The organism is Paracoccus laeviglucosivorans, from assembly GCF_900182695.1.
In the GTDB taxonomy this organism is placed as follows: Bacteria; Pseudomonadota; Alphaproteobacteria; order Rhodobacterales; family Rhodobacteraceae; genus Paracoccus; species Paracoccus laeviglucosivorans.
Genome location: NZ_FXTK01000004.1, coordinates 101,656 through 127,927 on the forward strand (window position 1 = coordinate 101,656; position 26,272 = coordinate 127,927).

Annotated in this window: 25 protein-coding genes, 1 tRNA gene and 1 riboswitch; of the genes, 15 read left to right on the top strand and 11 right to left on the bottom strand. The window is 64.4% G+C overall.

Translation table 11 applies throughout. The features are described 5' to 3' along the window. Positions 1–136: 136 nt before the first annotated feature. The 4 genes from FN835_RS06075 to FN835_RS06090 all read right to left on the bottom strand — a co-directional run bounded on the left by FN835_RS06075 (position 137) and on the right by FN835_RS06090 (position 3,643). On the bottom strand, positions 137–370 hold the full coding sequence (locus FN835_RS06075; protein WP_028720942.1) for an acyl carrier protein: 234 nt from the start codon (positions 368–370) through the stop codon (positions 137–139). Between the two features lie 136 nt (positions 371–506). After that, positions 507–1,244, bottom strand: coding sequence for a 3-oxoacyl-ACP reductase FabG (gene fabG, locus FN835_RS06080; protein ID WP_142662319.1), 738 nt, complete (start codon positions 1,242–1,244; stop codon positions 507–509). 58 nt (positions 1,245–1,302) lie between these two features. Continuing rightward, complete coding sequence (fabD, locus tag FN835_RS06085) at positions 1,303–2,229, bottom strand: ACP S-malonyltransferase (RefSeq protein WP_142662320.1); 927 nt, start codon at positions 2,227–2,229, stop codon at positions 1,303–1,305. Between the two features lie 73 nt (positions 2,230–2,302). Beyond that, on the bottom strand, positions 2,303–3,643 hold the full coding sequence (locus FN835_RS06090) for an ATP-binding protein (RefSeq protein WP_142662321.1): 1,341 nt from the start codon (positions 3,641–3,643) through the stop codon (positions 2,303–2,305). A gap of 55 nt (positions 3,644–3,698) precedes the next feature. Here FN835_RS06090 and FN835_RS06095 point away from each other — a divergent pair, with 55 nt between their 5' ends. Together FN835_RS06095 and FN835_RS06100 are read left to right on the top strand one after the other, a co-directional pair. Beyond that, complete coding sequence (locus FN835_RS06095) at positions 3,699–4,565, top strand: MBL fold metallo-hydrolase (protein WP_142662322.1); 867 nt, start codon at positions 3,699–3,701, stop codon at positions 4,563–4,565. Positions 4,566–4,665: 100 nt separating this feature from the next. Further along, positions 4,666–4,740: transfer RNA gene (locus FN835_RS06100), tRNA-Asn, on the top strand. 237 nt (positions 4,741–4,977) lie between these two features. Here FN835_RS06100 and FN835_RS06105 read toward each other — a convergent pair. After that, positions 4,978–6,279, bottom strand: coding sequence for an NCS2 family permease (locus tag FN835_RS06105; RefSeq protein WP_142662323.1), 1,302 nt, complete (start codon positions 6,277–6,279; stop codon positions 4,978–4,980). A 219-nt stretch (positions 6,280–6,498) separates the two neighbouring features. Between FN835_RS06105 and puuE the strand changes: the two genes are divergently transcribed. Further along, positions 6,499–7,905, top strand: coding sequence for an allantoinase PuuE (gene puuE, locus FN835_RS06110; protein ID WP_142662324.1), 1,407 nt, complete (start codon positions 6,499–6,501; stop codon positions 7,903–7,905). Positions 7,906–7,916: 11 nt separating this feature from the next. Beyond that, the gene (locus FN835_RS06115) at positions 7,917–8,738 is read left to right on the top strand and encodes a bifunctional allantoicase/(S)-ureidoglycine aminohydrolase (protein WP_142662551.1); all 822 of its coding nucleotides are present in this window, start codon (positions 7,917–7,919) and stop codon (positions 8,736–8,738) included. Here FN835_RS06115 and alkB read toward each other — a convergent pair. Continuing rightward, on the bottom strand, positions 8,735–9,358 hold the full coding sequence (gene alkB, locus FN835_RS06120; RefSeq protein WP_142662325.1) for a DNA oxidative demethylase AlkB: 624 nt from the start codon (positions 9,356–9,358) through the stop codon (positions 8,735–8,737). The genes FN835_RS06115 and alkB overlap by 4 nt on opposite strands. Before the next feature lie 90 nt (positions 9,359–9,448). On the opposite strand from alkB, the gene FN835_RS06125 reads away from it, so the two are divergent. Continuing rightward, positions 9,449–10,060 carry a DsbA family protein gene (locus FN835_RS06125; RefSeq protein WP_142662326.1) on the top strand — a complete coding sequence of 204 codons (612 nt, stop codon included), beginning with the start codon at positions 9,449–9,451 and terminating at the stop codon, positions 10,058–10,060. A 6-nt stretch (positions 10,061–10,066) separates the two neighbouring features. On the opposite strand, the gene FN835_RS06130 is transcribed toward FN835_RS06125, so the two are convergent. Both FN835_RS06130 and trpB read right to left on the bottom strand, forming a co-directional pair. After that, positions 10,067–10,420, bottom strand: a complete 354-nt coding sequence (locus tag FN835_RS06130; RefSeq protein ID WP_142662327.1) for a hypothetical protein — start codon at positions 10,418–10,420, stop codon at positions 10,067–10,069. A gap of 117 nt (positions 10,421–10,537) precedes the next feature. Further along, complete coding sequence (trpB, locus tag FN835_RS06135; protein WP_142662328.1) at positions 10,538–11,770, bottom strand: tryptophan synthase subunit beta; 1,233 nt, start codon at positions 11,768–11,770, stop codon at positions 10,538–10,540. Between the two features lie 144 nt (positions 11,771–11,914). Here trpB and FN835_RS06140 point away from each other — a divergent pair, with 144 nt between their 5' ends. The 5 genes from FN835_RS06140 to FN835_RS06160 all read left to right on the top strand — a co-directional run bounded on the left by FN835_RS06140 (position 11,915) and on the right by FN835_RS06160 (position 16,229). Next, positions 11,915–12,619, top strand: a complete 705-nt coding sequence (locus FN835_RS06140) for an SDR family oxidoreductase (protein WP_142662329.1) — start codon at positions 11,915–11,917, stop codon at positions 12,617–12,619. A 28-nt stretch (positions 12,620–12,647) separates the two neighbouring features. After that, positions 12,648–12,840, top strand: a riboswitch (cobalamin riboswitch). A 161-nt stretch (positions 12,841–13,001) separates the two neighbouring features. After that, positions 13,002–14,003 carry an ABC transporter substrate-binding protein gene (locus FN835_RS06145; RefSeq protein ID WP_142662330.1) on the top strand — a complete coding sequence of 334 codons (1,002 nt, stop codon included), beginning with the start codon at positions 13,002–13,004 and terminating at the stop codon, positions 14,001–14,003. Continuing rightward, a complete protein-coding gene (locus tag FN835_RS06150) occupies positions 14,000–15,046 on the top strand; it encodes a FecCD family ABC transporter permease (RefSeq protein WP_142662331.1) in 1,047 nt (348 codons plus the stop codon). Before FN835_RS06145 ends, FN835_RS06150 begins: the two co-directional genes overlap by 4 nt. Next, positions 15,043–15,816 carry an ABC transporter ATP-binding protein gene (locus FN835_RS06155; RefSeq protein WP_142662332.1) on the top strand — a complete coding sequence of 258 codons (774 nt, stop codon included), beginning with the start codon at positions 15,043–15,045 and terminating at the stop codon, positions 15,814–15,816. The genes FN835_RS06150 and FN835_RS06155 overlap by 4 nt, the downstream gene beginning before the upstream one ends. Further along, a complete protein-coding gene (locus tag FN835_RS06160; protein ID WP_142662333.1) occupies positions 15,813–16,229 on the top strand; it encodes a pseudoazurin in 417 nt (138 codons plus the stop codon). The genes FN835_RS06155 and FN835_RS06160 overlap by 4 nt, the downstream gene beginning before the upstream one ends. Before the next feature lie 28 nt (positions 16,230–16,257). Here FN835_RS06160 and FN835_RS06165 read toward each other — a convergent pair whose 3' ends face one another. Next, positions 16,258–18,003: a calcium-binding protein gene (locus FN835_RS06165; RefSeq protein ID WP_142662334.1), complete on the bottom strand. Its 1,746-nt coding sequence runs from the start codon at positions 18,001–18,003 to the stop codon at positions 16,258–16,260. Between the two features lie 479 nt (positions 18,004–18,482). On the opposite strand from FN835_RS06165, the gene FN835_RS06170 reads away from it, so the two are divergent. From FN835_RS06170 to FN835_RS06185, 4 genes are read left to right on the top strand one after another with little or no spacing between them, the layout of a single operon-like run. Then, positions 18,483–18,941: a (2Fe-2S)-binding protein gene (locus FN835_RS06170; protein ID WP_142662335.1), complete on the top strand. Its 459-nt coding sequence runs from the start codon at positions 18,483–18,485 to the stop codon at positions 18,939–18,941. Between the two features lie 3 nt (positions 18,942–18,944). Beyond that, positions 18,945–21,086, top strand: a complete 2,142-nt coding sequence (locus FN835_RS06175) for a xanthine dehydrogenase family protein molybdopterin-binding subunit (protein ID WP_142662336.1) — start codon at positions 18,945–18,947, stop codon at positions 21,084–21,086. Further along, positions 21,083–21,676, top strand: coding sequence for an Isoquinoline 1-oxidoreductase subunit (locus tag FN835_RS06180; protein WP_142662337.1), 594 nt, complete (start codon positions 21,083–21,085; stop codon positions 21,674–21,676). The genes FN835_RS06175 and FN835_RS06180 overlap by 4 nt, the downstream gene beginning before the upstream one ends. A gap of 4 nt (positions 21,677–21,680) precedes the next feature. Continuing rightward, entirely contained in the window at positions 21,681–22,580 is a 900-nt protein-coding gene (locus FN835_RS06185; protein ID WP_142662338.1) for an XdhC family protein, read from the top strand. 86 nt (positions 22,581–22,666) lie between these two features. Here the strand turns inward: FN835_RS06185 and FN835_RS06190 are convergent, their stop codons facing one another. Next, positions 22,667–24,853, bottom strand: coding sequence for a heavy metal translocating P-type ATPase (locus FN835_RS06190; RefSeq protein ID WP_142662339.1), 2,187 nt, complete (start codon positions 24,851–24,853; stop codon positions 22,667–22,669). A gap of 75 nt (positions 24,854–24,928) precedes the next feature. On the opposite strand from FN835_RS06190, the gene FN835_RS06195 reads away from it, so the two are divergent. Then, complete coding sequence (locus FN835_RS06195) at positions 24,929–25,354, top strand: MerR family transcriptional regulator (RefSeq protein WP_142662340.1); 426 nt, start codon at positions 24,929–24,931, stop codon at positions 25,352–25,354. Here FN835_RS06195 and FN835_RS06200 read toward each other — a convergent pair. Then, positions 25,336–26,184, bottom strand: a complete 849-nt coding sequence (locus FN835_RS06200) for a LysR family transcriptional regulator (RefSeq protein ID WP_142662341.1) — start codon at positions 26,182–26,184, stop codon at positions 25,336–25,338. The genes FN835_RS06195 and FN835_RS06200 overlap by 19 nt on opposite strands. Between the last annotated feature and the right edge of the window lie 88 nt (positions 26,185–26,272).

A 26,272-nucleotide genomic window follows, 5' to 3' on the forward strand; every position in this document is an offset into this window, starting at 1 on the left:
TCGTTCGGGTTCGGTCTTAAAACCCATCTGAGGACTAAGGGTTCCATTCACAAGAGGCGGTAAACAAAAAGAAAAAGGCGGTGCTTTCCGTCAGGAAAAGCACCGCCCCATTCGCCGAAAAATGCGAAGGCTTGGATCAGACCGCGCCCTGGATGAACTTCACCGCGTCGCCAAAGGTCTGGATGGTTTCGGCAGCGTCGTCCGGGATTTCGATCCCGAATTCTTCTTCGAAAGCCATGACCAGCTCAACAGTGTCCAGAGAGTCGGCGCCCAGATCGTCGATGAAGGAGGCGCTTTCGGTCACCTTGTCTTCGTCAACACCCAGATGCTCGACGACAATTTTCTTCACGCGATCAGCAATATCGCTCATGTCTCTTCCTCATTTTCACGGGCATCCGCCCAAGATGTGCCGGCCATGACCGACGACAGCCCAGGGCGGTTCCCCTGTAGCCTTATTCGCGGGATATAGCACGGGAACGTGATCTTGCAACCGGATAAACCGAAGATCACAGCATCGCCATACCACCGTTGACGTGCAGCGTGGCGCCGGTCACATAACCGGCTTCCGCGCTGGACAGATACAGCACCGAGGCGGCGATTTCTTGTGCAGAGCCCATGCGGCCCGCCGGAATCTGCGCCAGAATGCGACCTTTCTGGTCATCGTTCAGCTTGTCGGTCATCGCGGTCTCGATAAAGCCGGGGGCCACGCAATTGACGGTGATGCCGCGCGATGCGACCTCATAGGCCAGGCTTTTCGACATGCCGACCAGACCGGCCTTGGCCGCGGCGTAGTTGCCCTGCCCCGGATTGCCCGTTGCCCCCACGACCGAGGTGATATTGACGATGCGGCCCCAGCGCGCCTTCATCATGCCGCGCAGGACACCCCGGCACAGACGAAAGCTGGACGTCAGGTTCACGTCCAGCACCTGTGCCCATTCCTCGTCCGACATGCGCATGAACAGGTTGTCGCGGGTGATCCCGGCATTGTTCACCAAGATGTCTACGCTGCCCATCGCCTCGGCTGCGGCTTTCGGCAGCGCCTCGACCGCCTCGGCATCGCCAAGGTTCGCGGTGACGACATGGGCGCGGCTGCCCAGCTTTTCGGCCAGTTCCTTCAACGGTGCTTCGCGGGTGCCCGAAAGCGCGACGGTGGCACCGGCGGCGTGCAGCGCCTCGGCGATTGCGCCACCGATCCCGCCCGAGGCGCCGGTGACCAAAGCATTTTTGCCTGTCAGATCAAACATCACATATTCCTTATTTTTGGTGCCCGCCGGTATCCTGCGGGGATTGGGGCCAAGCCCTCTAAGCCTTCAGCGCCGCAATATCGGCTGGCGTGCCTACATTGCGCGCCACTGCATCCTTCGAGATACGCTTGATCATCCCGGTCAGCGCCTTGCCCGCGCCGATTTCCCAGAACTCGGTGACGCCCGCAGCGGTCAGGAACTCGACCGACTCGCGCCAACGGACCGAGCCGGTGACCTGTTCGACCAGCAGGCGGCGGATTTCAGCGGGATCGGTGACGGTGCTGGCACGCACATTGGCGACCAACGGCACGGCGGGGGCGACGATCTCGACACCGGCCAGCGCCTCGGCCATGACGGCGGCGGCGGGCTGCATCAGCGCCGAATGGAACGGTGCCGAAACCGGGAGCATCAGCGCACGTTTCGCGCCGCGTTCCTTGGCCAGGGCGGCGGCGCGTTCGACTGCGCCCTTGTGGCCCGACACGACGACCTGCGCCGGGTCGTTGTCATTGGCGGCCTGACAGACCTCACCCTCGGCCGCGTCGCGTGCAAGCTGGTCCACGGCGGCGAAATCAAGGCCAAGGATCGCGGCCATCGCGCCGATGCCCACCGGCACGGCTTCCTGCATCGCCTGACCGCGCAGACGCAAAAGCCGCGCCGTGTCGGCAAGGCTCAGCGCCCCTGCCGCGCATAGCGCCGAATATTCGCCAAGGCTGTGGCCCGCGACGAAATCCGCATCCTTGATGCCGAACCCTTCGGCCTCAAGCGCGCGCAGCGCCGCGATCGAAGTCGCCATCAGCGCGGGTTGCGCGTTCTGAGTCAGGGTCAGCGTTTCTATATCGCCGTTCCAGATCAGATCCGACAGATTTTCGGAAAGCGCCTCATCGACCTCGGCAAACACCTCGCGCGCGGCTGGATAGGCATCGGCCAGTTCGCGCCCCATGCCGATGACCTGAGCGCCCTGACCCGGAAATACGAATGCCCGCATCATGCAGTTCCCTCTGCTTTCTATATTGCAGCAAGCCTTAGCCGTTGCGCGGGCTTACGGCAACCGCGAGGGTTCAGCGCGGAATGACGATCTCGGCCCGCAATCCGCCCAGCCGGTTGCCATCGACCAGCCGCAACTGACCGCCATGCGCCCGCGCAATGTCGGTGGCAATTGCCAGCCCCAGCCCGACGCCCTGCCCCCGGTTCTGGTTGCGGGCGGCATCAAGCCGGGTAAAGGGCTTCAACGCCTCGTCGCGCTGTTCGGGCGGGATGCCCGGCCCGTCATCCTCGACCGAGATGCGGAAATAGCTGGGCCCAAGCGCCGCATCGACCTCGGCCCTGTCGCCATAGCGCACGGCATTGCCGATCAGGTTTTCCACCGCGCGGCGCAGACTGTCGGCGCGGAAGGTGGCGCGGCCGTTCAGTTCGCCCACCATCGGCCCCATCGTCACGGCCTGCCCGCCGCGCTGTGCATCGGCCACGATCCCGCGCACGAATGCCAGCGCAGGCACTGCGGTCGGCGGTGCGTCCTGCGCCGCATCGCGGGCATGATCCAGAAACGCATCGACCATCGTGCCCATCGCCGCCACATCGCTTTCCAGTGCCGCGATCTCGTCCTTTTCGGGCGGCAGGTCTGGGGTCAGCATCGACAGACCCAACCGCAGCCGGGTCAGGGGCGTGCGCAGATCGTGGCTGACGCCCGAAAGCATCTGCTTGCGCTGTTCGTTCTGCCGCTCGATCCTTGCGCGCATCTCAAGGAATGCCGTGCCTGCGCTGCGGATCTCGGACGCGCCGCCGGGGCGATAGGGGATAATGCGGCCCTTGCCATATTCCTCGGCGGCACGGGCCAGCCGCTTGATGGGCCGAAGCTGGTTGCGCAGAAAAATCGTGGCAATCGCCGTCATCAAAAGAGATGTGCCCACCATCAGCACCAGCAGCTGATGCGGGTTCGAGGCGCTGACCCGCGCCCGCTGAAACACCAGCTGATAGGGACCGAAGCGGCCATCGAGTGTCACACGCACTTCGCGCCGGTGGCTAAGATCGACACCCGTGACCTGCGGCACCCGCTCATGGAATTCGGAAATGACCACCCGCCCCGACAGATCATAGAACACGCGCCAGTCCTGCGCCGGTTCGCTGGCAGGCAGCACCAGTTCCAGTTCCAGCGGCACGGCCTCACGCGTGGCGGCCTGACGGGCCGTGTCGATGTCGGGCGCCTCGTCGATGCGTTCGGCGACCAGCCCGATTTCGCGGGTCATGCCAAAGGTCATCTGCCGCGTCACATCCTCGAAATGGCGTTGCAGGAACATGACGGTCACGACGATTGTGACGGCGAAGACCGGCAGGAACAGGATCAGCGCCGCCCGCCCATAAAGCCCTCGTGGCCCGACATGTTTCAGCCATTCGAAATTCATCGCCCATCTCTCCTGCCCCTTTCGCTTTCGGGGCTGCGCGGTCTAGGTTAGCGCCATGAGTGATGCCTCGGAACCCCTGCGGGTCGTGACCGCCGACAATCCTTCGCCCTTGACCGGGCCGGGGACGAATTCCTTTTTGATCGGGCGCGGCAGCGTCGCAGTGATCGACCCCGGCCCCGACCTGCCCGGCCACCGCGCGGCGCTGATCAAGGCCGCGCATCCGGGCCGTATCACGCATATCTTTGTCACCCACGCCCATCGGGACCATTCCGAAGGCGCGCGGGCACTGGCCGATGCCACGGGGGCACAGGTCTACGGCTTTGGCCCCGCAACTGCCGGACGGTCGCCCCTTATGCAGCGCCTTGCAGCCGAAGGCGGACTGGACGGAGGCGAGGGTCTGGACCACGATTTCCGCCCCGACATGCGCCTGCTGGACCGTCAGACCATCGAAACCGACGAATGGTCGCTGACCGCTCTGCATACGCCGGGCCATTTCGCGGGCCATCTGAGCTTTCAGATGGGCACGCAGATTTTCTGCGGCGATGTGGTGATGGGCTGGTCGTCTACGCTGATTTCGCCGCCCGATGGCGACCTGTTCGACTATTTCCGCTCGCTCGAACGGTTGGAGCTGGCGGGTGCGCATCGCCTTTTGCCCGCGCATGGCGATCCGATCACCGATCCCGCGGCCCGCCTGGCCGAGCTTGGCACCCATCGCCGCGCCCGCACCGCGCAGATTCTGGCGGCCTTGCGCGACGGTCCAGCCACCGCGATGGATCTGGTGCGACGAATCTATGACATTCCCCAACACCTGCACCACGCGGCGTCCCGAAATGTGTTGGCGCATCTGATTGCATTGGCCGAGATCGGCGCGATCGAAGTGCCGGACGGACTGAATGCCGGGGCTGTTTTCAAAGGCTTGTAGTTATTTCCTAGAATATTCCGCATGATGCGATTTTTCTGTGAAAAAAATGCGAATGCCCACTGGACGACCTGAAACACCACCGCTATACACCCCCTCGTGTTCCGGCGTAGCTCAGCGGTAGAGCAGTTGACTGTTAATCAATTGGTCGTAGGTTCGATCCCTACCGCCGGAGCCAAACTTCAATAAAATCTTGATGTTGTTTGGCAATCCACCTGCGGGTGGGTTAAAAGCACAATAGTATCACACGCATGGCTATGGGCTTGTCGCGCCACTGATAATCTGGTTGAGCGCGCACAACCCGTTCGGCGGACATCGACAAGTCACCACAGCGTTCCGCCATTCACGGCCCCCTGCACCGCCAAACGAAAAAGGGCCGCAGCTGCGGCCCTTGGCGTTTTGAAGGATGCTTGGTTCACTCCATGAAGAATGCAAAGCGGATCACGAATAGCCCCGCGACAACCCAAGTGGCCAGATGCACGTCCCGCGCGCGGCCCGTCGCCAGCTTGATCGCCGCATAGCTGACAAAGCCGAAGGCAAGACCATTCGCGATGGAATAGGTGAACGGCATCATCAGCGCGGTCAGCACCGCAGGCGCGCTTTCGGTCACGTCGCCCCAGGTGATGTCCTCAAACTCACGCACCATCAGGCAGGCCACGTAAAGCAGCGCGGGCGCCGTGGCATAGGCGGGAACCGAACCTGCCAGCGGGGCGAAGAACATCGCAAGCAGGAACAGGCCCGCGACAACCAGCGCGGTCAGGCCCGTGCGCCCGCCCGCCTGCACGCCAGACGCGCTTTCGACATAAGCCGTGGTCGAGCTGGTGCCCAGAACCGAGCCCGCCAGAATCGCAGTCGAATCCGCCATCAGCGCGCGGCCAAGGCCTTTGTTCTGATGGGTCGGCCCCTCGGTCAGCAGGCCCGCGCGTTTGGCCACGCCGATCAGCGTGCCGGTGGCATCGAACACCTCGACCAGCACCATGACCAGAATGACGTGGAAAATGCCCACGGTCAGCGCACCCGCCACGTCCAGCTGCATGAAGGTCGGCATGATCGACGGGGGCATCGACATCACGCCGCCGAACTCGCTGGCACCCAGCAGGATCGAGACCACCGTGACCAGCAGAATGCCGATCAGGATGGCACCGCGGACCTTCATCGCATCCAGTGCCGCGATGGTGAAAAAGCCCAGGACAGCCAGCAGCGTTCCGGTGGCGGTCAGATCGCCCAAGCCCACCAGCGTCGCGGGGTTATCGACCACGATGCCCGCATTCTTCAGTGCGATCAGGCCAAGAAACATCCCGATCCCTGCCGCAATCGCGCTGCGCATTGATGTGGGGATGCCCGCGATCAGCCAGCGCCGGATGCCCGTCACCGACAAGAACAGGAACACAAGGCCCGAGATGAACACCGCCCCCAGCGCCTGCTGCCATGTGAACCCAAGCGCACCCACGACCGTAAAGGCAAAGAATGCGTTCAGCCCCATACCGGGCGCCATGCCGATGGGCCAGTTTGCCCAAAGCGCCATGATTGCCGAACCCAATGCGGCGGCAAGGCAGGTGGCCACGAAGACCGCATTGCGGTCCATGCCCGTGGTTGACAGAATGTCGGGGTTCACGAAAATAATATAAGCCATGGTCAGGAAAGTCGTGATCCCGGCGATCACTTCGGTCCTGATGCTGGTGCCGTTGGCCTTCAGGCCGAACTGTCTGTCTAGCAATCTTACCTCCCACTGGCGGTTGGCCCGCCGTGACAGCCACACTAGAACCAGCTAACCTGATCGGAAAATGCAGGCTCTGGCGAGAGAGTTTCAACGCTTCCTGTAGAAAGCGGATTTTCAACGGAAGCCGATTTCTGTTTTTAACTTTTCGCGACTTGCCGCTGCGGCATCCCGCGTGATGACTGCCAGTCAGCCAGAAAACATAAAAGGACGCAAGCGATGCGATACAGCCGCGACATGATCGGATATGGCGAACACGCGCCGGATGCCCGCTGGCCGGGCAATGCCAAGATCGCGGTGCAGATCGTCGTCAACTACGAAGAGGGCGGCGAAAACAGCATCGAACACGGCGATGCCGCATCCGAAGCGTTCCTGTCCGAGATCATCGGCGCACAGCCCTGGCCGGGCAAGCGTCACTGGAACATGGAATCGATCTATGACTACGGCGCCCGTGCCGGGTTCTGGCGGCTTTACCGGATGCTGTCGGATATTCCCGTCACCGTCTACGGCGTCGCCACCGCGCTAGAGCGCGCGCCCGAACAGGTCGCCGCCATGCAGCGCGCGGGCTGGGAAATCGCCACGCATGGTCTGAAATGGATCGATTATCGTGACATCCCCGCCGAGGTCGAAGCCGACCACATCGCCAAAGCGGTCGAGCTGCACACCCGCGTCACCGGGCAGCGGCCTTATGGGTTCTATCAGGGCCGCACCTCGATGAACACGGTGGCGCTGGGATGCGAGGAAGGCGGCTTCGAATATCTGGCCGACACCATCGCGGACGACCTGCCCTATTGGCACGTGCACAAGGGCAAGCCGCAGCTGATGGTGCCCTATACGATGGACGCCAACGACATGCGCTTTTCCTCGGGTCAGGGGTTCGGAACTGGGGTCGAGTTCTTTGACTATCTGCGCGACAGCTTTGACGTGCTTTATGCCGAAGGTCAGGCGGGCGCGCCCAAGATGATGTCGATCGGGCTGCATTGCCGCCTTGCGGGCCGTCCGGGCCGCGCATTGGCGATCCAGCGCTTTATCGACCATTGCCGCGCGCATGAGGGGGTCTGGTTCGCCAGCCGTCTGGACATCGCGCGGCACTGGGCCAAAGAACATCCCTATCAGCCGCGCCAGCGCCCCTCGCAGATGGGCCGCGACGAATTCGTCCAGAAATTCGGGGGCATCTATGAACATTCGCCGTTTATCGCGGAACGCACGTTCGACGGCGAAATGGGCGCGATCCATGACACGGCGGGCGGTCTGGCCCTGCGCATGGCGCAGGTTTTCCGCAGCGCGTCCGACGATGAACGGCTGGGCGTCCTGAACGCGCACCCCGATCTGGCGGGCAAGCTGGCTGCCGCCAAGCAACTGACGGCCGACAGCACCTCCGAGCAGGCCAGCGCGGGCCTTGACGCGCTGACCGATGCCGAACGGGCCGAGTTCCAGCGCGTGAACACGGCCTATGTCGAAAAGCACGGCTTTCCGTTCATCATCGCCGTGCGCGACCACGACAAGCCCGGTATCATGGCGGCGATGAATGCCCGCCTTGCCAATGACACGAAAACCGAACGCGCCGAGGCCGAACGTCAGGTCGCGCGCATCGCCACCCTTCGTCTGCAAGAGGCGCTGAAATGAAGGACAAGACCATGACCCAGCCCCGCTATGCCGGACCCTTTGCGGGCCTGCCGCCGCAGACCGACCTGACGACCGATACCGCCGTCTTCACCGAGGCATATGCCGTCATTCCCGCCAGCACGATGCGCGACATCGTGACCAGCTTCCTGCCGGGCTGGACGGGAATGCGGATGTGGGTCATCGCCCGCCCGCTTTCCGGTTTTGCTGAAACGTTCAGCCAATACATCGTCGAATTGCAGCCGAATGGCGGGTCCCGGCATCCCGAAACGGACGAAGGCGTGCAGGCCGCGATCTTTGTCACCGATGGCGGGCTGACCCTGACCATCGCAGGTGAAACCCATGAGCTGACCCCCGGCGGTTTCGCCTATATCCCAGCGGGCACGGAATGGTCGGTGGCGAACGGCGCCGAAACCAGCCGCTTCCACTGGTGGCGCAAGCGTTGGCAGGCCGCCCCCGGCATCGACAAGCCCGACGTCATTATCGCCAATGAACGCGACATCGACCCGATCCCGATGCCCGACACGGGCGGAAGCTGGGCCACGACCCGCTTTATCGACCCGACCGACATGCGCCACGACATGCATATCACCATCGTGACCCTGACCCCCGGCGGCACCATTCCCTTTGCGGAAACGCATGTGATGGAGCACGGTCTGTTCGTGATCGAGGGCAAGGCTGTCTATCGCCTCAACCGCGACTGGGTCGAGGTGGGTCCGGGCGATTTCATGTGGCTGCGCGCCTTCTGCCCGCAATGCTGCTATGCGGGCGGGCCGGGGAATTTCCGCTATCTGCTTTACAAGGACGTCAACCGCCACGCGCCGCTGTGGCGCTAAGCCGCCTTTCGAAACGTCAGATTGATGCGCGCGCGTCCGGTTTCCGGGTGCGCGCCGTCTTTTAGGGTCAGGACGCCGTGCCATGCCAGCCGCGCGGGCCCGCCCCAGACCACCACATCGCCATGGTCCAGCGGATGGCGCACCACCGGGTCGCGGCGATCGGTGCCGCCGAACTGGAACGTCGCAGGCAGTCCCAGCGAAACCGACACGATGGGCGCGCCCATATCCCCCTCGTCCCGGTCCTGATGCAGCCCCATCTTGATCCCCGGCACATAGCGGTTGATCAGGCAGGCATCGGGCGCGAAATCCGCAAAACCCGCCCGCGCCGCTGCATCCCGCGCCAGTTCCCGGAACGCCTGCGGCATCCGGGGCCAAGGCCGGTCGGTCAGCGGGTCGTGGGGTTCATAGCGATAGCCGCGCCGGTCGCTGACCCAGCCCAAAGCGCCGCAATTCGTCATCTCGACCCCGATCTGGCGCCCTCCGGGCGTTTGGAAATGCCGAAACGGCGCGGCGTCGGACACCTGCCCCACATCCGCCACAAGGCCAAGGTCCAGCGCGAAGCCGCGCAGGATCATCGCCCCGGTCGCAATAGGCTCGTTCCGCTGTCCGAACAGGTCCATGGCTGCCCCTTGCACGCGATTGTCATGGCATCGGGCTTGACCAAAGCCGCCCGGAATGGCTTTCCAAAGCTGATCCTAAAGGAGTTCGCCATGCGCCGCCATCTTGCCGCCCTTGCCCTTTGTCTGCTGCCCCTTGCCGCTGCGGCGCAGGATCACACCCCGGCCCAGATCGCCGAGATCAAGAATCAGGTCTTCAACGGCGCGGGCCTGCCCGTCATGGGCAACCCGCAGGGCGACGTGACGCTGGTCGAATTTTCGGATTACAATTGCGGCTTCTGCCGCAAGGCCGCGCCCGAAGTGGCTGCATTCGTGAAATCCGATCCCGGCGTGCGGCTGGTGATCCACGAAATCCCGATCTTTGGCGAAGGCTCGCATTATGCGGCAAGGGCTGCGCTGGCGTCCCAAAATCAGGGGAAATACGGCGAACTCCATCAGGCGCTGCTGTCGATGCGGGGCAAGGCCGAAAAGGCATCGGTCCTGCGTGTCGCGCGGCAGGTCGGGCTGGACGTGGCGCGGCTGGAACGCGACATGGACGCGCCCGAGATCACGGCGCGGATCGAACAATCGCTGGAGCTTGCGGATGAAATCGGGCTGGTCGGCACGCCCAGCTTTGTCGCGGGCGAACGCGCCAGCTTTGGCGCGCTGCCGCGAGAGGATCTGGCCGACCTGATCGCCGAAGCGCGGGCCAGCCAGAAAAAGTAACGCCGCTTAATTCATATCGCCAGCCGAGCCGCGCCCCGACATCGCGTCTTTCTGCGTGTCGGCCAGCAGCGCGGGCTTGCCGTTCACCTCCAGCAGGCGACCGCTGGCATTGTCATAGCGCAGGGTGATCTGTTCCCCCTGACGTTCGCCCTGCACGTCGATCCGGTCACCCGTACGGTTCAGCGCCACATCGGTAAAGCCCTGACGGCTAAGCTGCTCCTTCAGCGCCGCATCGGCCCGTTCTTCGTTCTGGGCTGTGGGATACTGCTTCAGCACCGTGACCGAGGCAGCCATCGCGCCCCCCGCGGACATCAGCGGCAGCGCAGCGACTAGGGCGATTTTCAGCGGTTTGAGAAACATGATTGGCCTCCTTCGTGCCAAACGGGATCGGCTTTGCGATCTCGTGGCCCGAACGAAACAGGCGACCGTGCGGTTGCCCCCGGTCGCCTTCTCGTCATCGCAAGTGTGAGGCCGTGATCAGACCTTCATCTCGACGCCCAGATGCTTGGCGACCGCGAAGATGTCCTTGTCGCCCCGGCCCGACAGGTTCATCACCATAATGTGGTCGCGCGGCAATGTCGGTGCCAGCTTGATGACATGGGCCAGCGCATGGCTGGGCTCAAGCGCGGGGATGATGCCTTCGGTCCGGCACAGCACCTGAAACGCGTCAAGCGCCTCGGTATCGGTCACGCTGACATATTCGGCGCGGCCCTGTTCCTTGAGCCAGGCATGTTCCGGCCCGATGCCGGGATAATCCAGACCTGCGCTGATCGAATGGCCTTCCAGAATCTGCCCCTCGGCATCCTGCAGCAGATAGGTGCGGTTGCCATGCAGGACGCCGGGACGACCGCCGGTCAGGCTGGCGCAATGCTCCATCCGGTCATCGACGCCCTTGCCGCCAGCCTCGACACCGATGATGCGGACCGACGGATCGTCAAGGAACTCGTGGAACAGGCCCATGGCGTTGGAGCCGCCGCCAATGGCTGCGATCACGCTGTCGGGCAGACGGCCCGCGCCCTCCTGCTCGGCCAGTTGCCAGCGGGTTTCGCGCCCGATGATAGCCTGAAAATCGCGCACCATCGCCGGATAGGGATGCGGACCCGCGACCGTGCCGATGCAATAGAAGGTGTCGCGCACATTGGTCACCCAGTCGCGCAGCGCGTCGTTCATCGCATCCTTCAGCGTGCCACGACCCGAGGTGACCGGCACCACCTCGGCCCCCAGCAGCCGCATACGGAATACGTTCGGGGCCTGACGTTCCACGTCATGCGCGCCCATATAGACCACGCATTTCAGCCCGAAACGCGCGCAGACCGTGGCCGTCGCCACGCCATGCTGACCTGCGCCGGTTTCGGCGATGATGCGCGACTTGCCCATGCGGCGCGCCAGCAGAATCTGGCCCAGCACGTTGTTGATCTTGTGGCTGCCGGTGTGGTTCAGTTCTTCGCGTTTCAGGTAGATCTTCGCGCCGCCCAGCTCTTCGGTCAGACGGGGTGCGTAATACAGCGGGCTGGGGCGGCCCACGTAATGCGCCCACATATCGTCCATCTCGGCGCGGAATTCAGGGTCGTGCCTGGCGCGGTTATATTCCGCTTCAAGGTCAAGGATCAGTGGCATCAGTGTTTCACTGACGAAACGGCCGCCGAAGATGCCGAAGCGGCCCTGTTCGTCCGGGCCGTTCATGTAACTGTTGATCAGATCTTCGGCCATGGCTTCCCTCCGCGCGGTTAGAGGGCATTCATATATCCGTTATGCGACACGGTAAAGCCGAGCATCGGCCAATCGCGCGGCTCTTGTGTCGCAGGTCGGCATGGCGTCAGGTAGCCGTAGCCTTGTTAAGCAAAGGGGATGGATATGTCCGATCAGAAAGTGGCCATCGTGACGGCGGGCGGCAGCGGCATGGGCGCGGCATCGGCCCGGCGTCTGGCGGCAGACGGGTTCCATATCGCCGTGCTGTCGTCATCGGGCAAGGGCGAGGCGCTGGCGAATGAACTTGGCGGCTTTGGCGTCACGGGCTCCAACCAGTCGCAGGACGATCTGCAACGGCTGGTCGATGGCACGCTGGACCGCTGGGGCCGGATCGACGTGCTGGTCAACAGCGCAGGCCACGGCCCTCGCGCCCAGATCCTTGAGATCAGCGATGCCGATTGGCACGCGGGGCTGGACACCTATTTCCTGAACGTGGTGCGCCCGACGCGGCTGGTGACGCCGGTGATGCAGCGGCAGAAATCCGGGGTCATCATCAACATCTCGACCGCATGGGCGTTCGAGCCGACCGAGATGTTCCCGACTTCGGCCATGGCACGGGCGGGGCTCGCGACCTTCACAAAAATATTTGCCGACACCTATGCCGCCGAAAACATCCGCATGAACAATGTCCAGCCCGGATGGATCGACAGCCTGCCCGCGACCGAGGCGCGCCGCGACAGCGTGCCCATGCGCCGCTATGGCACAAGCGAGGAGGTGGCCGCGACCGTGGCCTTTCTGGCGTCGGACGGGGCGGGCTATATCACCGGGCAGAATATCCGGGTCGATGGCGGCGTCACCCGCTCGGTCTGACAAGCGGCTTGCGCGTGACGCGCGCGCAAGCTAAGCCCCGAGGGCCGGTTTCCGAAAGGAATTGAAAGGGAATCCGTCGGGCTGATGCCCCAAACGGAACTGCCCCCGCAACTGTAGGCGCTGAGCAGGATGCGATACGCCACTGTGGCCCCGTGCCATGGGAAGGCCGCATCCCGCGATGACCCGCCAGTCAGGAGACCTGCCGGCCTGTGTAAACCAACGCGATCCGGGCGGGGTGTCCGGGGAGGTGCCTGATGATGATTGCAGCCTGCGCCAAGCCCAGGCCATGTCCCTACGCCATAATGTCCGGCACCAGTCCGGGCACGGTCAGGCCATGGCCCATCCCCATCCCTTCCGGTCCCATCCCGATCGGAGCGATGCGATGACGTTTCCCAAGACACTGGCAGCCCTTTTCCTTGCACTACCCCTGCCCCTTCACGCGGCGGATTATCCGCTGAAGCTGCAAAACTGCGGCGTCGATCTGACCTTTGACAAGGCCCCCGACAGTGCCGTGACCGTGGGTCAGGCGACGACCGAGATGCTTTATGCGCTGGGGTTGGCGGATAAGGTGCGCGGCACCTCGGTCTGGTTCAGCGATGTGCTGCCCGAATATGCTGAAGCCAATGCCGCGATCGAGCGGCTGGCCGACAACGACCCCAGTTTCGAAAGCGTCGTGGCCAAGCGCCCCGGTCTGGTTACCGTGCAATATGAATGGCATGTCGGCCCGCAGGGGATCGTGGCCACGCGCGAGCAGTTTGCCGATCTGGGCATCCCCACCTATGTCCTGCCCTCGGATTGCGTGGGCAAGGACAATACCTCCGGGTCGGACGGCACGCGCACGGCGATGTATGCGATGGACAGCATCTATCAGGGTGTGACTGAACTAGGCCAGATCTTCGACGTGGACGACCGCGCGCGGGCTTTGGTCACCGACCTGAAATCGCGCGAGGCGAAGGCCGTCGAAAAGGCGCAGGCGCTGGGACTCAAGGACGCATCGGCCGTATTCTGGTTCTCCTCGGCCGAGATGGACATCGACCCCTATGTCGCCGGTCGCAAGGGGCCGCCGGGCTACATGATGCAGGCGCTGGGGCTTCGCAACGTGATCGAAAGCGACGAGGAATGGCCCGTGGTCAGCTGGGAGACCGTCGCCCGCGCCAACCCCTCGGTCATCGTCATAGCCAAGATGGACCGTCGCCGGTTCGAGGCGGATGACTACCAGAAAAAGCTGGAATTCCTGAAATCCGATCCTGTGACCAGCCAGATGGATGCCGTCAGAAACGGGCGCATCGTCATCATGGATGCTCATGCCATGGACCCCTCGATCCGCAATGTCGCGGCGCTTGAGGTGCTGGCCGATGCCCTGCCCGCCTTCGACCTGAAATGACCGAAAGCGCCATCCCCGTTGGCCGCGCAAGCCGGCGCCTGCTGATCCCCCGCGTCGCGATGGGTCTGGGTCTGCTGCTTGCTGCGGTTCTGGCTGGGGTGGTGATCGGTGAAACGCCGCTGCCGCCGGGACAGGTCGCGAATGTGCTGGCGCATAAGCTGTTCGGGGCCAGCCTGCTGGTCGATCCGATCGACGCGGGCATCATCTGGAACTATCGCCTGCCGCGCACGCTGGTTGCAGCGGGCTGCGGCACGGCGCTGGCCCTTTCGGGGCTGGTGCTGCAGACGCTGGTCAGGAACGCGCTGGCCGATCCGTATCTGCTGGGCGTGTCGGCGGGTGCCTCGACCGGGGCGGTTGCCGTGACCATCATGGGGCTGGGCGCAGGTGCGATCGGCATTTCCGCAGGTGCCTTCATGGGGGCCGCGATGGCATTCGGGCTGGTCGCGACGCTGGCACGCGCGGCGGGCGGCGGTTCGGCGCAGCTGGTTCTGGCAGGCATCGCCGGGTCGCAACTGTTCAACGCGCTGACCAGCTTTTTCATCGCGAAATCCGCCAATGCCGAACAGGCCCGCGGGATCATGTTCTGGCTTTTGGGCAACCTGTCGGGCGTGCGCTGGCCGGACGTGACGCTGGCGCTGCCTGCGGCCTGCATGGGGCTGGTGGCATGCCTTTGGCACGCACGGTCCATGGATGCCTTCAGCTTTGGCGCGGCATCGGCGGCATCGCTGGGCGTCTCGGTCAGGCGGGTGACGCTGGTGCTGCTGGGTGCGGTGACGCTGATGACGGCCATCATGGTCAGCCTTGTCGGAGCCATCGGCTTTGTCGGGCTGGTTGTGCCCCATGCCATGCGCTTTATCGCAGGCACGCGGCATCGGGCGCTGATCCCTGCGACGGCGCTGGCGGGCGCGGTGTTCATGATCGCCGCCGACATCACATCGCGCATGATGATCCCCGGACAGGTCGTGCCCATCGGCGTGGTGACCGCACTGGTCGGCGCACCGGGCTTTGCGCTGATCATGATCCGCAACCGGGGCCGCAGATGAAGCTACGGGCCGAAAACCTGTCCCTGACCGCGCAGGGCCGTGCCATTCTGGACGGCGTGTCGCTGGACATCCCCACAGGCGTCAGCTTCGGCCTGATCGGGCCGAACGGTTCGGGCAAATCGACGCTGCTGCGCCTGCTGGCCGGGCTTGAGCCGCGCGCACAGGGCCATGTCATGCTGGACGATACCCGCCTGCGCGATCTGCCCCGCCGCGAGATCGCGCGCCGCATCGCGCTGGTCGAACAGCAGGCCGATACCGGAGACGCCCTTTCCGCGCGCGAGGTGGTTGAGCTGGGCCGCACGCCCTGGCTGGCTGCCCTGCAGCCCTTTGGGCCCGAAGATCACCACATCGTCGATCAGACGCTGGCCGCCGTCGGCATGACCGAACTGGCCGCGCGGCACTGGTCCACCCTGTCGGGAGGCGAGCGCCAGCGCCTGCAAATCGCCCGCGCCCTTGCACAGCGCCCGCAAGTGCTGCTGCTGGACGAACCGACGAACCATCTGGACATCCACCATCAGCTTGCCCTGCTGCGGCTGGTGTCGCGCCTGCAGGTCACGGTCGTCATGGCCCTGCACGATCTGAATCAGGCGCTGGAATGCGACCTTCTGGGTGTCATGTCGGGCGGCAGGCTGATCGCCTGCGGCCCCCCCGCAACCGTGCTGACGCCCGAGCGTCTGCGCCAGATTTTCCGCATCCGCAGCACTTCGCTGCGCGACCCCAGTGACGATGCGCAGATCCTGCGTTTCCACTGCCTTGAGGATGAAAGATGAAAGCCTTTGCCCTGCCCCTGCTGCTTCTGACCGCACTACCCGCATGGGCCGAAACGCATGAGGTGCATATGCTGAACCGGGGCGAAACCGGCCCCATGGTCTACGAACCCGCCTATCTGAACATCGCACCGGGCGACACCGTGCGCTTTTTGCCGACCCAGCCCAGCCACAATGCCGCGACCATCGACGGCATGACCCCCGAAGGGGCCGAGCCCTTCCGCTCGCGCATCAACGAACCGTTCGAGGTGACGCTGACCGCGCCCGGAACCTATGGAATCAAATGCTCGCCCCATTTCGCCATGGGTATGGTCATGCTGATCCAGGTCGGCGCACCGGGCGAAATCAGCCTGCCCGACGATCTGCCCAAGCGCGCCCGCGACCGGATGGAAAAGATCGTGGCGGAACGGGGCTGATCCCCGGCCCGCCACGGATCGAACAGGATCAAAAGATGAAATCCGACAGGCCGATTTCGGATCGGTCGGTATCGGCCAGCCGGATCGTGGCGTTGGGGCCAAGCGTCAGGATAGTGTCGCCGCCTACCTCGCGTGCATTGGCGATGACCGAACGGACCTGTGCATAGCTCATGTCCACGATCTGGAACCGATCCAGCCCGTTTTCGAAATCGGTGATCAGATCGGCCCCGGTCGTGCGGCTGAAGATGAATACATCTGCACCCTGTCCGCCCGTCAAAGTATCCGCGCCGCCATTGCCCATCAGCACATCCCCGCCAATGTCGCCGAACAGGCGGTCATTGCCGTTATGCCCCTCAAGCGTGTCGCGCCCGACGCCGCCGCGCAACGTATCGTTGCCAAGCCCGCCGTTCAGACGATCATTGCCGCGATTGCCCCAGATCGCGTCGTTGCCACCTTGACCCTCGATCCGGTCATGCACGAAACTGCCCATGACGCTGTTGTTGCCCGCCCCAAGGCGCTGAACCGGCAAAACGTAATCGCGCTGTACGATCAGCACGTCTTCGTCATCGTCATAGTTGATCTCGGACGAGAAGGTCGAAACGATCTGGCCCCAGATGTTGATGATCGTGTTGCCACCGCCCATCTCGTAATAAGGCGCGCCTTCGCTGATCATGAATGAGGCGGTGATCGCCTGCCCCGCGGCGTTGAAGACGCGGCCCAGCAATTGCCCACCGTCAAAGATGTCGTCGATCGCATCGGGGATCTGGTTGAAATAGGTGACCAGCGTGCGCCCGCCGCCCAGATCGACTATATCCTGCATGTACTGATCGCCCGCGCGCCGGTCCGAGTTCACCATCACCGCTTGCGTCTGCCCGGCGGCAAATCGGTCCAGCAGGCGGAAATACACGTCGCCGTCCAGGCTGTCGGGCTGATCGCGGTTCCAGCCAAGCGCGAAGCCGCCGACGTTGCGTGCGACGATATGGCCATTCGTCTGGTCCAGACCCAGGGTTTCCTGCGGATGATAGGTCACCGGCGCCACGTTGCGCGCCGGACCGATCGCCACGCCGTCATTGCGGAAAAGCCGCGTCCAGACCGCGTAACCGATCAAGCCGTCGGCCTGATGGGTTTCCTGGTGCCAGGCGATGGCATAGGTGCCGTTGACCTGCGCCGCGACACTGGGATCGATATAGCCCGCGCCGGTGATGCTGTTGACAAAGGTTTCCGCGTCGTCGACCAGACGCACCGCAGGCCCGACCTGCTGTCCCGCAGCGGTATGGCGATAAGCCAGAATGTCGTAATCGCCGGCGCCTTCGTATCGGGCCACCAGCGTCAGCGCCTGCCCATTCGACAGCGTCACCATCTGCGCGACGTAATGGTCATCTTGCGTGTTGGGCGTGATCTGGATGGCGGGACCGCGCGTGGTGCCATCGGCATTGTAAAAGCGGATATATGTATCATACCAAGCATCGTCCGTGCCGTTGATCGCGGACGGCCCCTTGCTTTCGAAGGCCACCGCCCAGCCGCCATTCGCGAAGGCGGTGCCTTTAGGGTTGTGCTGGATATCCTCGGTCAGCGTATTGATGCGTGCATCGGTGGGCGAAACCGCCCCCATATCGCCGCGCCAGATCCGGCCATAGACCCCATAGGTTCCGCCGACGCCGGGATCGGGATAGAGGTCGGACCAGACGCCCAAAATATCCCCTCCCCGAAGCTGGATCAGATAGGGATCGACTTGCTGGCTATTGCGGTTCGCGGAAAGATAGTAGGTGGGCATCGGGCAGGCACCTTTGCAACTTATTTTCCTGCCTGCGATCCTAAAAGGGAATCGCAAGTCGAGGCAATTCAGCGGAGGTGGCGCCCCAATTGCACCGCGCGACCTGCATGCCACCGCAATTCGCTGACCGCACAGTCAAACCCTTAGGAAATATAAGAAATATGGGCGTCTGATCGTCCGGCCGCCGATCCGCGAAGTTCCGCCCATGCGCCATTTCCCGATATGCGCGATCAACTTCCGCATCATCCGCTGAACATCACGCTGCGCTAAGGTTGATGTTCGACCCACACGGCAGATACCGCCTGCAACCCGTTGCAGCGCAAGACCTTAGCGCACCAAACGTTCGGAAATGCGTTCTGCACCAAGGGGAATAACGGGCGCCGTGAGGGCAAATAGAACCTGTATGGAAGGAAATTTTCCCTTGACCCTTCCGGTTCACGGTTCATCATACACGGGGCACCCAGCTTATGAGGCCAGGTATGACAGCTTTCACCGTAAATGGTCGGGACTACGATCTCGACATAGATCCCGAAACCCCGCTGCTTTGGGTGCTGCGCGATGAGCTGCGGCTGACCGGCACCAAGTTCGGCTGCGGCATCGCGCAATGCGGGGCCTGCACCGTCATGCTGGACGGAATGCCCCGCCGGTCCTGCGTCACGCCCATCGGCATGATCGAAGGCAGCGAGATCACCACGATCGAGGGCATGGAAGGCCCCGAGATCGCCGCCGTCCAATCCGCATGGACTGCCATCGACGTGCCGCAGTGCGGCTGGTGCCAGTCGGGCCAGATCATGTCCGCGACAGCGCTGTTGCAGCAGGTGCCCAAGCCCTCGGACGAAGACATCAACAACGCCATGGCCGGGAATGTCTGCCGCTGCGCGACCTATGTGCGCATCCGTCAGGCGATCCACGATGCCGCCAAGACGCTGGAGGGCTAGGCCATGAGCGTGCAGACAACCCGCCGCGGTTTCCTGGCAGGCGGCGCGGGGCTGATGCTGGCCCTGACCCTGCCCCTGGACCGCGCCCGTGCGCAGGCCGTGATCAGCGGCCCCTTTGCCCCGAATGCTTTCATCCGCATCGGCACCGACGATCTGGTGACGGTGATGATCAAGCATATCGAGATGGGTCAGGGCCCCTATACCGGCCTTGCCACGCTGGTGGCCGAGGAACTGGACGCTGACTGGTCGCAGATGCGGGCCGAAGGCGCGCCCGCCGATGACAAGCTTTACGCCAACCTTGCCTTCGGGGCGCAGGGCACCGGCGGCTCGACCGCGATGGCCAACAGCTTCATGCAGATGCGCAAGGCGGGCGCTGCCGCCCGCGCCATGCTGGTCGGTGCCGCCGCCGCCGAATGGGGCGTCCCGGCCGAAGAAATCACCGTGAAGGCGGGGGTCGTCGCGCATGCGGCATCGGGCAAAAGCTCGGGCTTCGGGGCGCTTTCTGCCGCAGCCGCAAGCCAGCCGGTCCCCGAGGATCCGCCGGTCAAGTCCGCCGCCGACTTCGTGCTGATCGGCAAGGACCGCCCCAAGCTGGACACCGTGGCCAAGACCAACGGCACGGCGCAATTCACCATGGATGTCTATCGCGACGGCATGCTGACCGTGGTGGTGGCACATCCGCCCAAATTCGGCGCGACCGTCACAAGCTTTGACGACAAGGCCGCGCTGGCCGTCAAGGGCGTCGAGATGGTGCGGCAGATCAGTTCGGGCGTGGCGGTCTATGCGACCAACACCTATGCCGCGCTGAAGGGTCGCGACGCGCTGGCCGTCCAATGGGATGACAGCGCCGCCGAAACCCGCGGCAGCGCCGAGATGTTTGACGCATATGTGAAAGCCGCGACCGAAGGCGGCATCACCGTCGAAGAACAGGGCGACATGCCCGACATGGCCGGTGCGGCCAAAGTGCTGGAAGCCGAATACCGCTTCCCCTATCTGGCCCATGCCCCGATGGAGCCGCTGGATGCGGTGATCGAGGTCAAGGATGGCCGGGCCGAAATGTGGTTCGGCAGCCAGTTCCCCACCTTCGACAAACCCACCGTCGCCAAGGCGCTTGGCATCGCGCCCGAAAACGTGGCGATCAATGTGCTGCTTGCGGGCGGGTCTTTCGGGCGGCGCGCCCAAGGCTCGGCCCATCTGGCCGCCGAGGCGGGCGAAGTCGCCAAGGCCGCCGGTCGCGACGGCGCCTTCAAGCTGGTCTGGACGCGCGAGGATGATCTGAAAGGCGGCTATTACCGCCCCATGACCGTCCACAAGTTCCGCGCCGGGATCGACGCCGATGGCAAGATCATCGGCTGGGAAAACACCGTCGCCAACCAGTCGATCATGATGGGCACGCCGATGGAGGCGATGCTGAAAGGCGGGCCCGACAACACTTCGTATGAGGGCTCGACGAACCTGCCCTATCAGTTCGGCGCGCGCCGCATCGGTTGGGCGCGGATGGAAAGCCCGGTCAGCGTCCTTTGGTGGCGCTCGGTCGGGCATACACACACCGCCTATGCGGTCGAAACCTTTCTGGACGAGGTGCTGGAGGCTGCGGGCAAGGATCCCGTGCAGGGCCGGCTGGACCTGCTGCCGCCAGATGCCACGCGCGAACGCGGGGTGATCGAAAAGGTCGCGGAAATCTCGGGCTGGGCCGGGCCGGTGCGCGACGGCAAGGGCTATGGCATCGCTTATACCAAAAGCTTCAACACCTATGTCGCCGAGGTGGTCGAGGTCGAGGATCGCGGCGGCGTGCCGCATGTCACCCGCGTCTGGTGCGCCGTCGATTGCGGCATCGCCGTGAACCCCAACGTGATCCGCGCCCAGATGGAGGGCGGCATCGGCTACGCACTTGGCACGGCGCTGCACAACCACATCACCTTTGCACCGGGCGGCGAGGTCGAGCAGTCGAATTTCCACGACTACCCGATGCTGCGCATCCATGAAATGCCCGCGGTCGAGGTGGCGATCATCGCCTCGGATGCCGACCCGACCGGGGTTGGCGAACCCGGCGTGCCACCCCTTGCACCCGCCATGGCCAACGCATGGCGGGCGGTCAGCGGCGCGCGCCAGTATCAACTGCCCTTTGGCGGAGCGATTTCATGAGACGACTGACCATCGCAATTGCCGCCGCATTTCTGGCGGTGCCCGCGTTTGCGCAAGACCTGTCCGGTCCAGACGCTTTCGCGGACATCGCCGATGAAACCGAACGCTCGGTCGCGCTATTTGACGAGATGGGCAAGGTTCTGACCCATCCGCGCTGCCTGAACTGTCACCCCGTGACGGGCGGTCCGACGCAGGGCGACGACATGCACCCGCATTCGCCCCCGGTCGTGCGCGGAGATGCCGATTTCGGTGCGCCGGGCATGAATTGCAGCACCTGCCACGGCACGGCGAACATGACGCTGACCGATGGGCATGGCAGCATTCCGGGGCATGAACCATGGTCGCTTGCCCCGGTCAGCATGGGCTGGCAGGGCAAGTCGCTTGCAGAAATCTGCGCACAGATCAAAGACCCCGAACGCAATGGCGGCAAATCGCTGGAACAGCTTTACGAACATAACGCCCATGACGGTCTGGTCGGCTGGGGCTGGGATCCCGGTCAGGGCCGTGCACCCGCGCCGGGCAGTCAGGAAATCTTCGGCCAATTGACCCGCGCATGGATCGACACGGGCGCGGCCTGTCCGGCGGGGTGACGCCATGACGCGGGCCAGCTTCGATTTCCCGGTGGCGGGCGACAAGCGCCACAGCGTCACCATCTGCGAAAGCGACGTGCCGCTTGGCCCTGCGCTTGCGCGAAACGCGGCGCTGGCGGTCATCACCGGGATCGAGGGCGCATCCTATCGTCCCATCGGCGCAGTCATGGCAATCGACGCAACCGGCCACAGCTGGGGCAGCCTGTCATCGGGCTGCATCGAACGCGACGTGATCATGCACGCACAAGCCGCGCTGGCGGACAGCCAACCCCGCCGCCTGCGCTATGGCAGGGGCTCACCCTTCATCGACCTGACCCTGCCCTGCGGCGGTGGACTGGACGTGCTGATCCTGCCCCGACCGGACCGCCGCGCACTTGGCCATGCCGCCACGGCGCTGGCCGAACGCCGCCCCGCCAGCCTGACGCTGGGCGATACCATCACCCTGCATATCCAGCCCGAACTGCGCCTGCTGGTCTTCGGCAAGGGCCCCGAGGCACCGTGCTTTGCCGCCCTGGCCACCGCCGCAGGCTACCCGACCGAACTCCACACCCCCGACAACGAAACGCGCCAAGGACTGGCCCAAGCCCATCCCATGCCCGCGCCGCGCTGGCCGACCGATCTGCGCATCGATGCCCGCACCGCCGTCACGCTATTCTTCCACGACCATGATTGGGAACCCCCGCTTCTGGCCTACGCCCTGAAATCACCCGCGCTATATGTCGGCGCGCAAGGCAGCCTGCGCGCCCATCGCGCCCGCATAGCCGCCCTGACCGCGATGGGACTATCGCAGGCGCAGACCGATCGCCTCGCCTCGCCCTTCGGCCTGATCCCCTCGGTCCGCGACCCGCGCAGCCTCGCCGCCTCAGTGCTGGCCCAGGTGCTAGAACGCGCGCGGCTGTCCTGAGGCGACGCGCGACGCACCCCTTCCGGCTTCTCGGTTCCCCAAATACCCCGGGGGTGAGGCGCGCAGCGCCGAGGGGGCAGCGCCCCCTACTTCGCACCGTGGGCAGCAACCGGATCATAGCCCAGCAGACGCAGCGCATTCAGCGTCACCAGAACCGTCGCCCCGGTATCGGCCAGAATCGCGATCCAAAGCCCGGTGATCCCAAGGACCGAGGTGACCAGAAACACCGCCTTCAGCCCCAACGCGATCGCCATGTTCTGACGGATATTGCCCATGGCAGTCCGCGCCAGACGGATCAGCGCGGGCACATCGGTCAGCCGGTCGCGCAGGATCGCGGCATCGGCCGTCTCAAGCGCCACATCTGTCCCCGACCCCATCGCAACGCCCACACCCGCCTGTTTCAGCGCGGGGGCGTCGTTGATGCCGTCGCCGATCATCATCACGCCGCCCAAGGCCTGCATCTCGCGGATCGCCACCAGCTTATCCTCGGGCAGCATCTCGGCGCGGTGACCGATGCCCAGATCACCCGCAATAGCCGCAGCCGTCCGGGCATTGTCGCCGGTCAGCATCGTCGTCTGCAGGCCCATATCGCCAAGCTGGCGAATGGCGTCGCGCACATCTTCGCGCGGCTCATCGCGCATCGCGATCAGGCCAAGCGGGCGGGCTTCGCGGAAAACGGCCACGACGGTCTTGCCCTCGGCCTCCAGCATCGCGGCCATGCCGGGATCGGACAGCCCGCCAAGGCCCGACGCATGGCGCGGTGACGCGACAAACGCCAAAGCGTCCCCGACCACCGCCTGCACCCCCTTTCCTGCCAGTGCCCGACTATCGCGCGTGGGGGGCAGCGCCATCCCCTCGGCGCGTTTCAGGATCGCCAGCGCCAGTGGATGACTCGATCCGGTTTCGACGGCGGCGGCGACGGTCAGCAGTTCCGCCTCGGTCACGCCTGCGGCAGGGCGCAGATCGGTCACGACGGGGCGGCCATGCGTCAGCGTGCCGGTCTTGTCAAAGGCGACGTGGCGCAAGCCCGCCGCCGCCTCGATCACGGCGCCGCCCTTCATCAGCAGGCCGCGCTTTGCCCCCGCCGACAGTGCTGATGCGATGGATGCCGGGACCGAGATCACCAGCGCACAGGGACAGCCGATCAGCAAAAGCGCCAATCCGCGATAGATCCATGTGCCCCAATCCCCACCCGCGAACAGCGGCGGGATCAGCACGACCAGCGCGGCCAGCGCCACGATGGCGGGCATATACCAGCGGCTGAAACGGTCGATAAAGCGTTCGGTCGGCGCACGGGCCTCCTCGGCCTCTTCGACCAGCCGGATGATGCGCGATATGGTATTGTCGGCTGCGGCTTTGGTCACGGCAACGCGCAAGGCAGCTTCGGTATTGATCGAGCCGGCAAAGACCGCCTCGCCCGGACCGCGCGAACGCGGGATGCTTTCCCCGGTCACCGGGCTTTCGTCAACGCCTGAAACGCCCTCGACAATCTCTCCGTCCGCCGGGATGCGGTCGCCCGGACGGACCAGAACCGTCTGGCCGATGCGCAGGCTTTCGGCAGGAACCTCGCGTGTGGTGCCCCCGGTTTCCAGCAGCGCGGTCTTGGGGACCAGCGCGGCAAGGGCGCGAATGCCTTCGCGGGCGCGGCCTGCTGCGACACCCTCCAGCACCTCGCCCACGGCGAACAGAAAGACGACCAGCGCCGCTTCTTCGGCGGCACCGATCACCAGCGCGCCGGTGGCCGCGATCGTCATCAGGCTTTCGATGGTAAAGGGCTGGCCCATGCGCAGCGCAGCCCATGCGCGGCGCGCAACCGGCGCGACCCCGATCAGGCAGGCCGCGACAAACGCCCAATATCCGATGGCGGCAGAGGTGGTCAGTTCCACCAGCCAAGCCAGCGCCAGCAATGCGCCGGTCAGGATGACCAGACGCCCCTTGCCGGTGCGATACCAGCTTTTGCCGCGATCCGCCGGGTCGTCATGGCTGTGCCCATGGCCCGAATGATCGTGGCCCGCATGATCGTCATGGTCGTGGTCATGCGCCGCCTGTCCGGCATCCTCGCCACGCGCTGCGATGCCATAACCAAGGCTGCGCACCGTGCCCTCGACATCCTCGGGCCTGCCGTCCTGGGTCAGTGTCACGCTGAGCTTTTCGCTCATCAATGCCACGCTGACCTGACTGATGCCGGGCAAGCGTTCGACGGCCCGCGTGACCTTCAGCGAACAGGACGCGCAATCCATCCCCGTCACCGTCCATTCCTGCCGCCTGTCCATTCCTGTCTCCGGGACTTGTCACCATCGAATCGGAAACCTAATTGCTCTAGCAACTATAGCTTCAAGAGGTTTCTCATGCTGACCATCGGAAAACTCAGCAAGGCAACCGGGGTGAAGATCCCGACGATCCGCTATTACGAACAGATCGGGTTGCTGGCGTCCCCCGTGCGCAGTTCCGGCAACCAGCGCCATTACGACCACGCCGCGCAGGAACGGCTGGCCTTTATCAGCCATGCCCGCGACCTTGGCTTTCCGCTGGACGCGATCCGAGAGCTGCTTAGCCTGTCGGACCGCGACGAACATGCCTGCGCCACCGCCGACGACATCGCGCGCCGCCAGCTCGCGGCGGTCAAGGCCCGGATCGCACGGCTGAATGCGCTGCAGGTGGAATTACAGCGGATGCTGGATCATTGCCACGGTGGCAGCCTGTCGGATTGCCGCGTCATTCAGGTGCTTGGGGATCACGGCCTTTGCCGTCACGATCACGGACGCGCGGCCTGACGCTGCGCCAACGCCTCGCGCATGGCGGCGATCAGCGGGGCCGCGGGGCCGCCCGCCTCCCATGCATAAAGCGACACCCGCATGGCAGGTTCGACCCCGAACGGCTGATACCGGCGCACCGCCCGCCCCACCACCGCCGCCTGCGGCAAAAGCGAGACGCCAAGCCCCGCCTCGATCGCGGTCAGGACGCTGGGCAGGCTGTTGCCCGCAAATGCCACATACCAGCGCAGATTTTCCGCCTCGGCGCGGCGGAACATGTCGTCGCGGTAAAGCCCGCCGGGTGGAAACGTGACCAGAGGCAAGGGATCGGCCCAATCGGGCGCATTCAGGCTTTCGAACCAACCGATGGGTTCGGGAAAGCTGGCGCGGCAGTCCGGCCCTGCCTCGGGTTCCTTGACGACGATCAGGTCAAATTCGCCTTGACGGTAACGTGCGGACAGATCGCGGCTTAGTCCTGCCGTCACGTCCAGGCGGATACGCCGGTTCTGGGCAGTGAAGTCCGCAAATATCCGCGCGGTCGGCAGGGTGAAAATGTCTTCGGCCAGACCGATGCGCAGCGATTGCGTGCCTGCCGGATCGCGCAGCGCGCGGTCTGCTTCGTCCTGAAGCGACAGGATGCGGCGGGCATAACCGATCAATCGCTCGCCTGCCGGGGTCAGGCCGACGGGGCGCTGTTCGCGGTCGATCAGCGCGTGGCCAAGCTGTTCCTCAAGCCGGCCGATCTGCTGGCTGATGGTTGATTGCGTCATGTGCAGCCGCTCGGCCGCGCGGGTGAAGCTGGCATCGTCGATCACGCCGACAAAAGCGCGCAGCAGGCGTGGATCAAGCATGAAGATTCATCCATTTTGTGAATGGAAACTATTGCATGATTTAATTTCCGAATGAACCCGCACGTTGATAACCTTGCGAACATCACGA

Excerpts from the sequence above, each read along its gene's own strand:
- FN835_RS06075 (WP_028720942.1), bottom strand. The coding sequence starts at position 370 with ATGAGCGATATTGCTGATCGCGTGAAGAAAATTGTCGTCGAGCATCTG.
- fabG (WP_142662319.1), bottom strand. The coding sequence starts at position 1,244 with ATGTTTGATCTGACAGGCAAAAATGCTTTGGTCACCGGCGCCTCGGGC.
- fabD (WP_142662320.1), bottom strand. The coding sequence starts at position 2,229 with ATGCGGGCATTCGTATTTCCGGGTCAGGGCGCTCAGGTCATCGGCATG.
- FN835_RS06090 (WP_142662321.1), bottom strand. The coding sequence starts at position 3,643 with ATGAATTTCGAATGGCTGAAACATGTCGGGCCACGAGGGCTTTATGGG.
- FN835_RS06095 (WP_142662322.1), top strand. The coding sequence starts at position 3,699 with ATGAGTGATGCCTCGGAACCCCTGCGGGTCGTGACCGCCGACAATCCT.
- puuE (WP_142662324.1), top strand. The coding sequence starts at position 6,499 with ATGCGATACAGCCGCGACATGATCGGATATGGCGAACACGCGCCGGAT.
- FN835_RS06115 (WP_142662551.1), top strand. The coding sequence starts at position 7,917 with ATGACCCAGCCCCGCTATGCCGGACCCTTTGCGGGCCTGCCGCCGCAG.
- alkB (WP_142662325.1), bottom strand. The coding sequence starts at position 9,358 with ATGGACCTGTTCGGACAGCGGAACGAGCCTATTGCGACCGGGGCGATG.
- FN835_RS06125 (WP_142662326.1), top strand. The coding sequence starts at position 9,449 with ATGCGCCGCCATCTTGCCGCCCTTGCCCTTTGTCTGCTGCCCCTTGCC.
- FN835_RS06130 (WP_142662327.1), bottom strand. The coding sequence starts at position 10,420 with ATGTTTCTCAAACCGCTGAAAATCGCCCTAGTCGCTGCGCTGCCGCTG.
- trpB (WP_142662328.1), bottom strand. The coding sequence starts at position 11,770 with ATGGCCGAAGATCTGATCAACAGTTACATGAACGGCCCGGACGAACAG.
- FN835_RS06140 (WP_142662329.1), top strand. The coding sequence starts at position 11,915 with ATGTCCGATCAGAAAGTGGCCATCGTGACGGCGGGCGGCAGCGGCATG.
- FN835_RS06145 (WP_142662330.1), top strand. The coding sequence starts at position 13,002 with ATGACGTTTCCCAAGACACTGGCAGCCCTTTTCCTTGCACTACCCCTG.
- FN835_RS06150 (WP_142662331.1), top strand. The coding sequence starts at position 14,000 with ATGACCGAAAGCGCCATCCCCGTTGGCCGCGCAAGCCGGCGCCTGCTG.
- FN835_RS06155 (WP_142662332.1), top strand. The coding sequence starts at position 15,043 with ATGAAGCTACGGGCCGAAAACCTGTCCCTGACCGCGCAGGGCCGTGCC.
- FN835_RS06160 (WP_142662333.1), top strand. The coding sequence starts at position 15,813 with ATGAAAGCCTTTGCCCTGCCCCTGCTGCTTCTGACCGCACTACCCGCA.
- FN835_RS06165 (WP_142662334.1), bottom strand. The coding sequence starts at position 18,003 with ATGCCCACCTACTATCTTTCCGCGAACCGCAATAGCCAGCAAGTCGAT.
- FN835_RS06170 (WP_142662335.1), top strand. The coding sequence starts at position 18,483 with ATGACAGCTTTCACCGTAAATGGTCGGGACTACGATCTCGACATAGAT.
- FN835_RS06175 (WP_142662336.1), top strand. The coding sequence starts at position 18,945 with ATGAGCGTGCAGACAACCCGCCGCGGTTTCCTGGCAGGCGGCGCGGGG.
- FN835_RS06180 (WP_142662337.1), top strand. The coding sequence starts at position 21,083 with ATGAGACGACTGACCATCGCAATTGCCGCCGCATTTCTGGCGGTGCCC.
- FN835_RS06185 (WP_142662338.1), top strand. The coding sequence starts at position 21,681 with ATGACGCGGGCCAGCTTCGATTTCCCGGTGGCGGGCGACAAGCGCCAC.
- FN835_RS06190 (WP_142662339.1), bottom strand. The coding sequence starts at position 24,853 with ATGGACAGGCGGCAGGAATGGACGGTGACGGGGATGGATTGCGCGTCC.
- FN835_RS06195 (WP_142662340.1), top strand. The coding sequence starts at position 24,929 with ATGCTGACCATCGGAAAACTCAGCAAGGCAACCGGGGTGAAGATCCCG.
- FN835_RS06200 (WP_142662341.1), bottom strand. The coding sequence starts at position 26,184 with ATGCTTGATCCACGCCTGCTGCGCGCTTTTGTCGGCGTGATCGACGAT.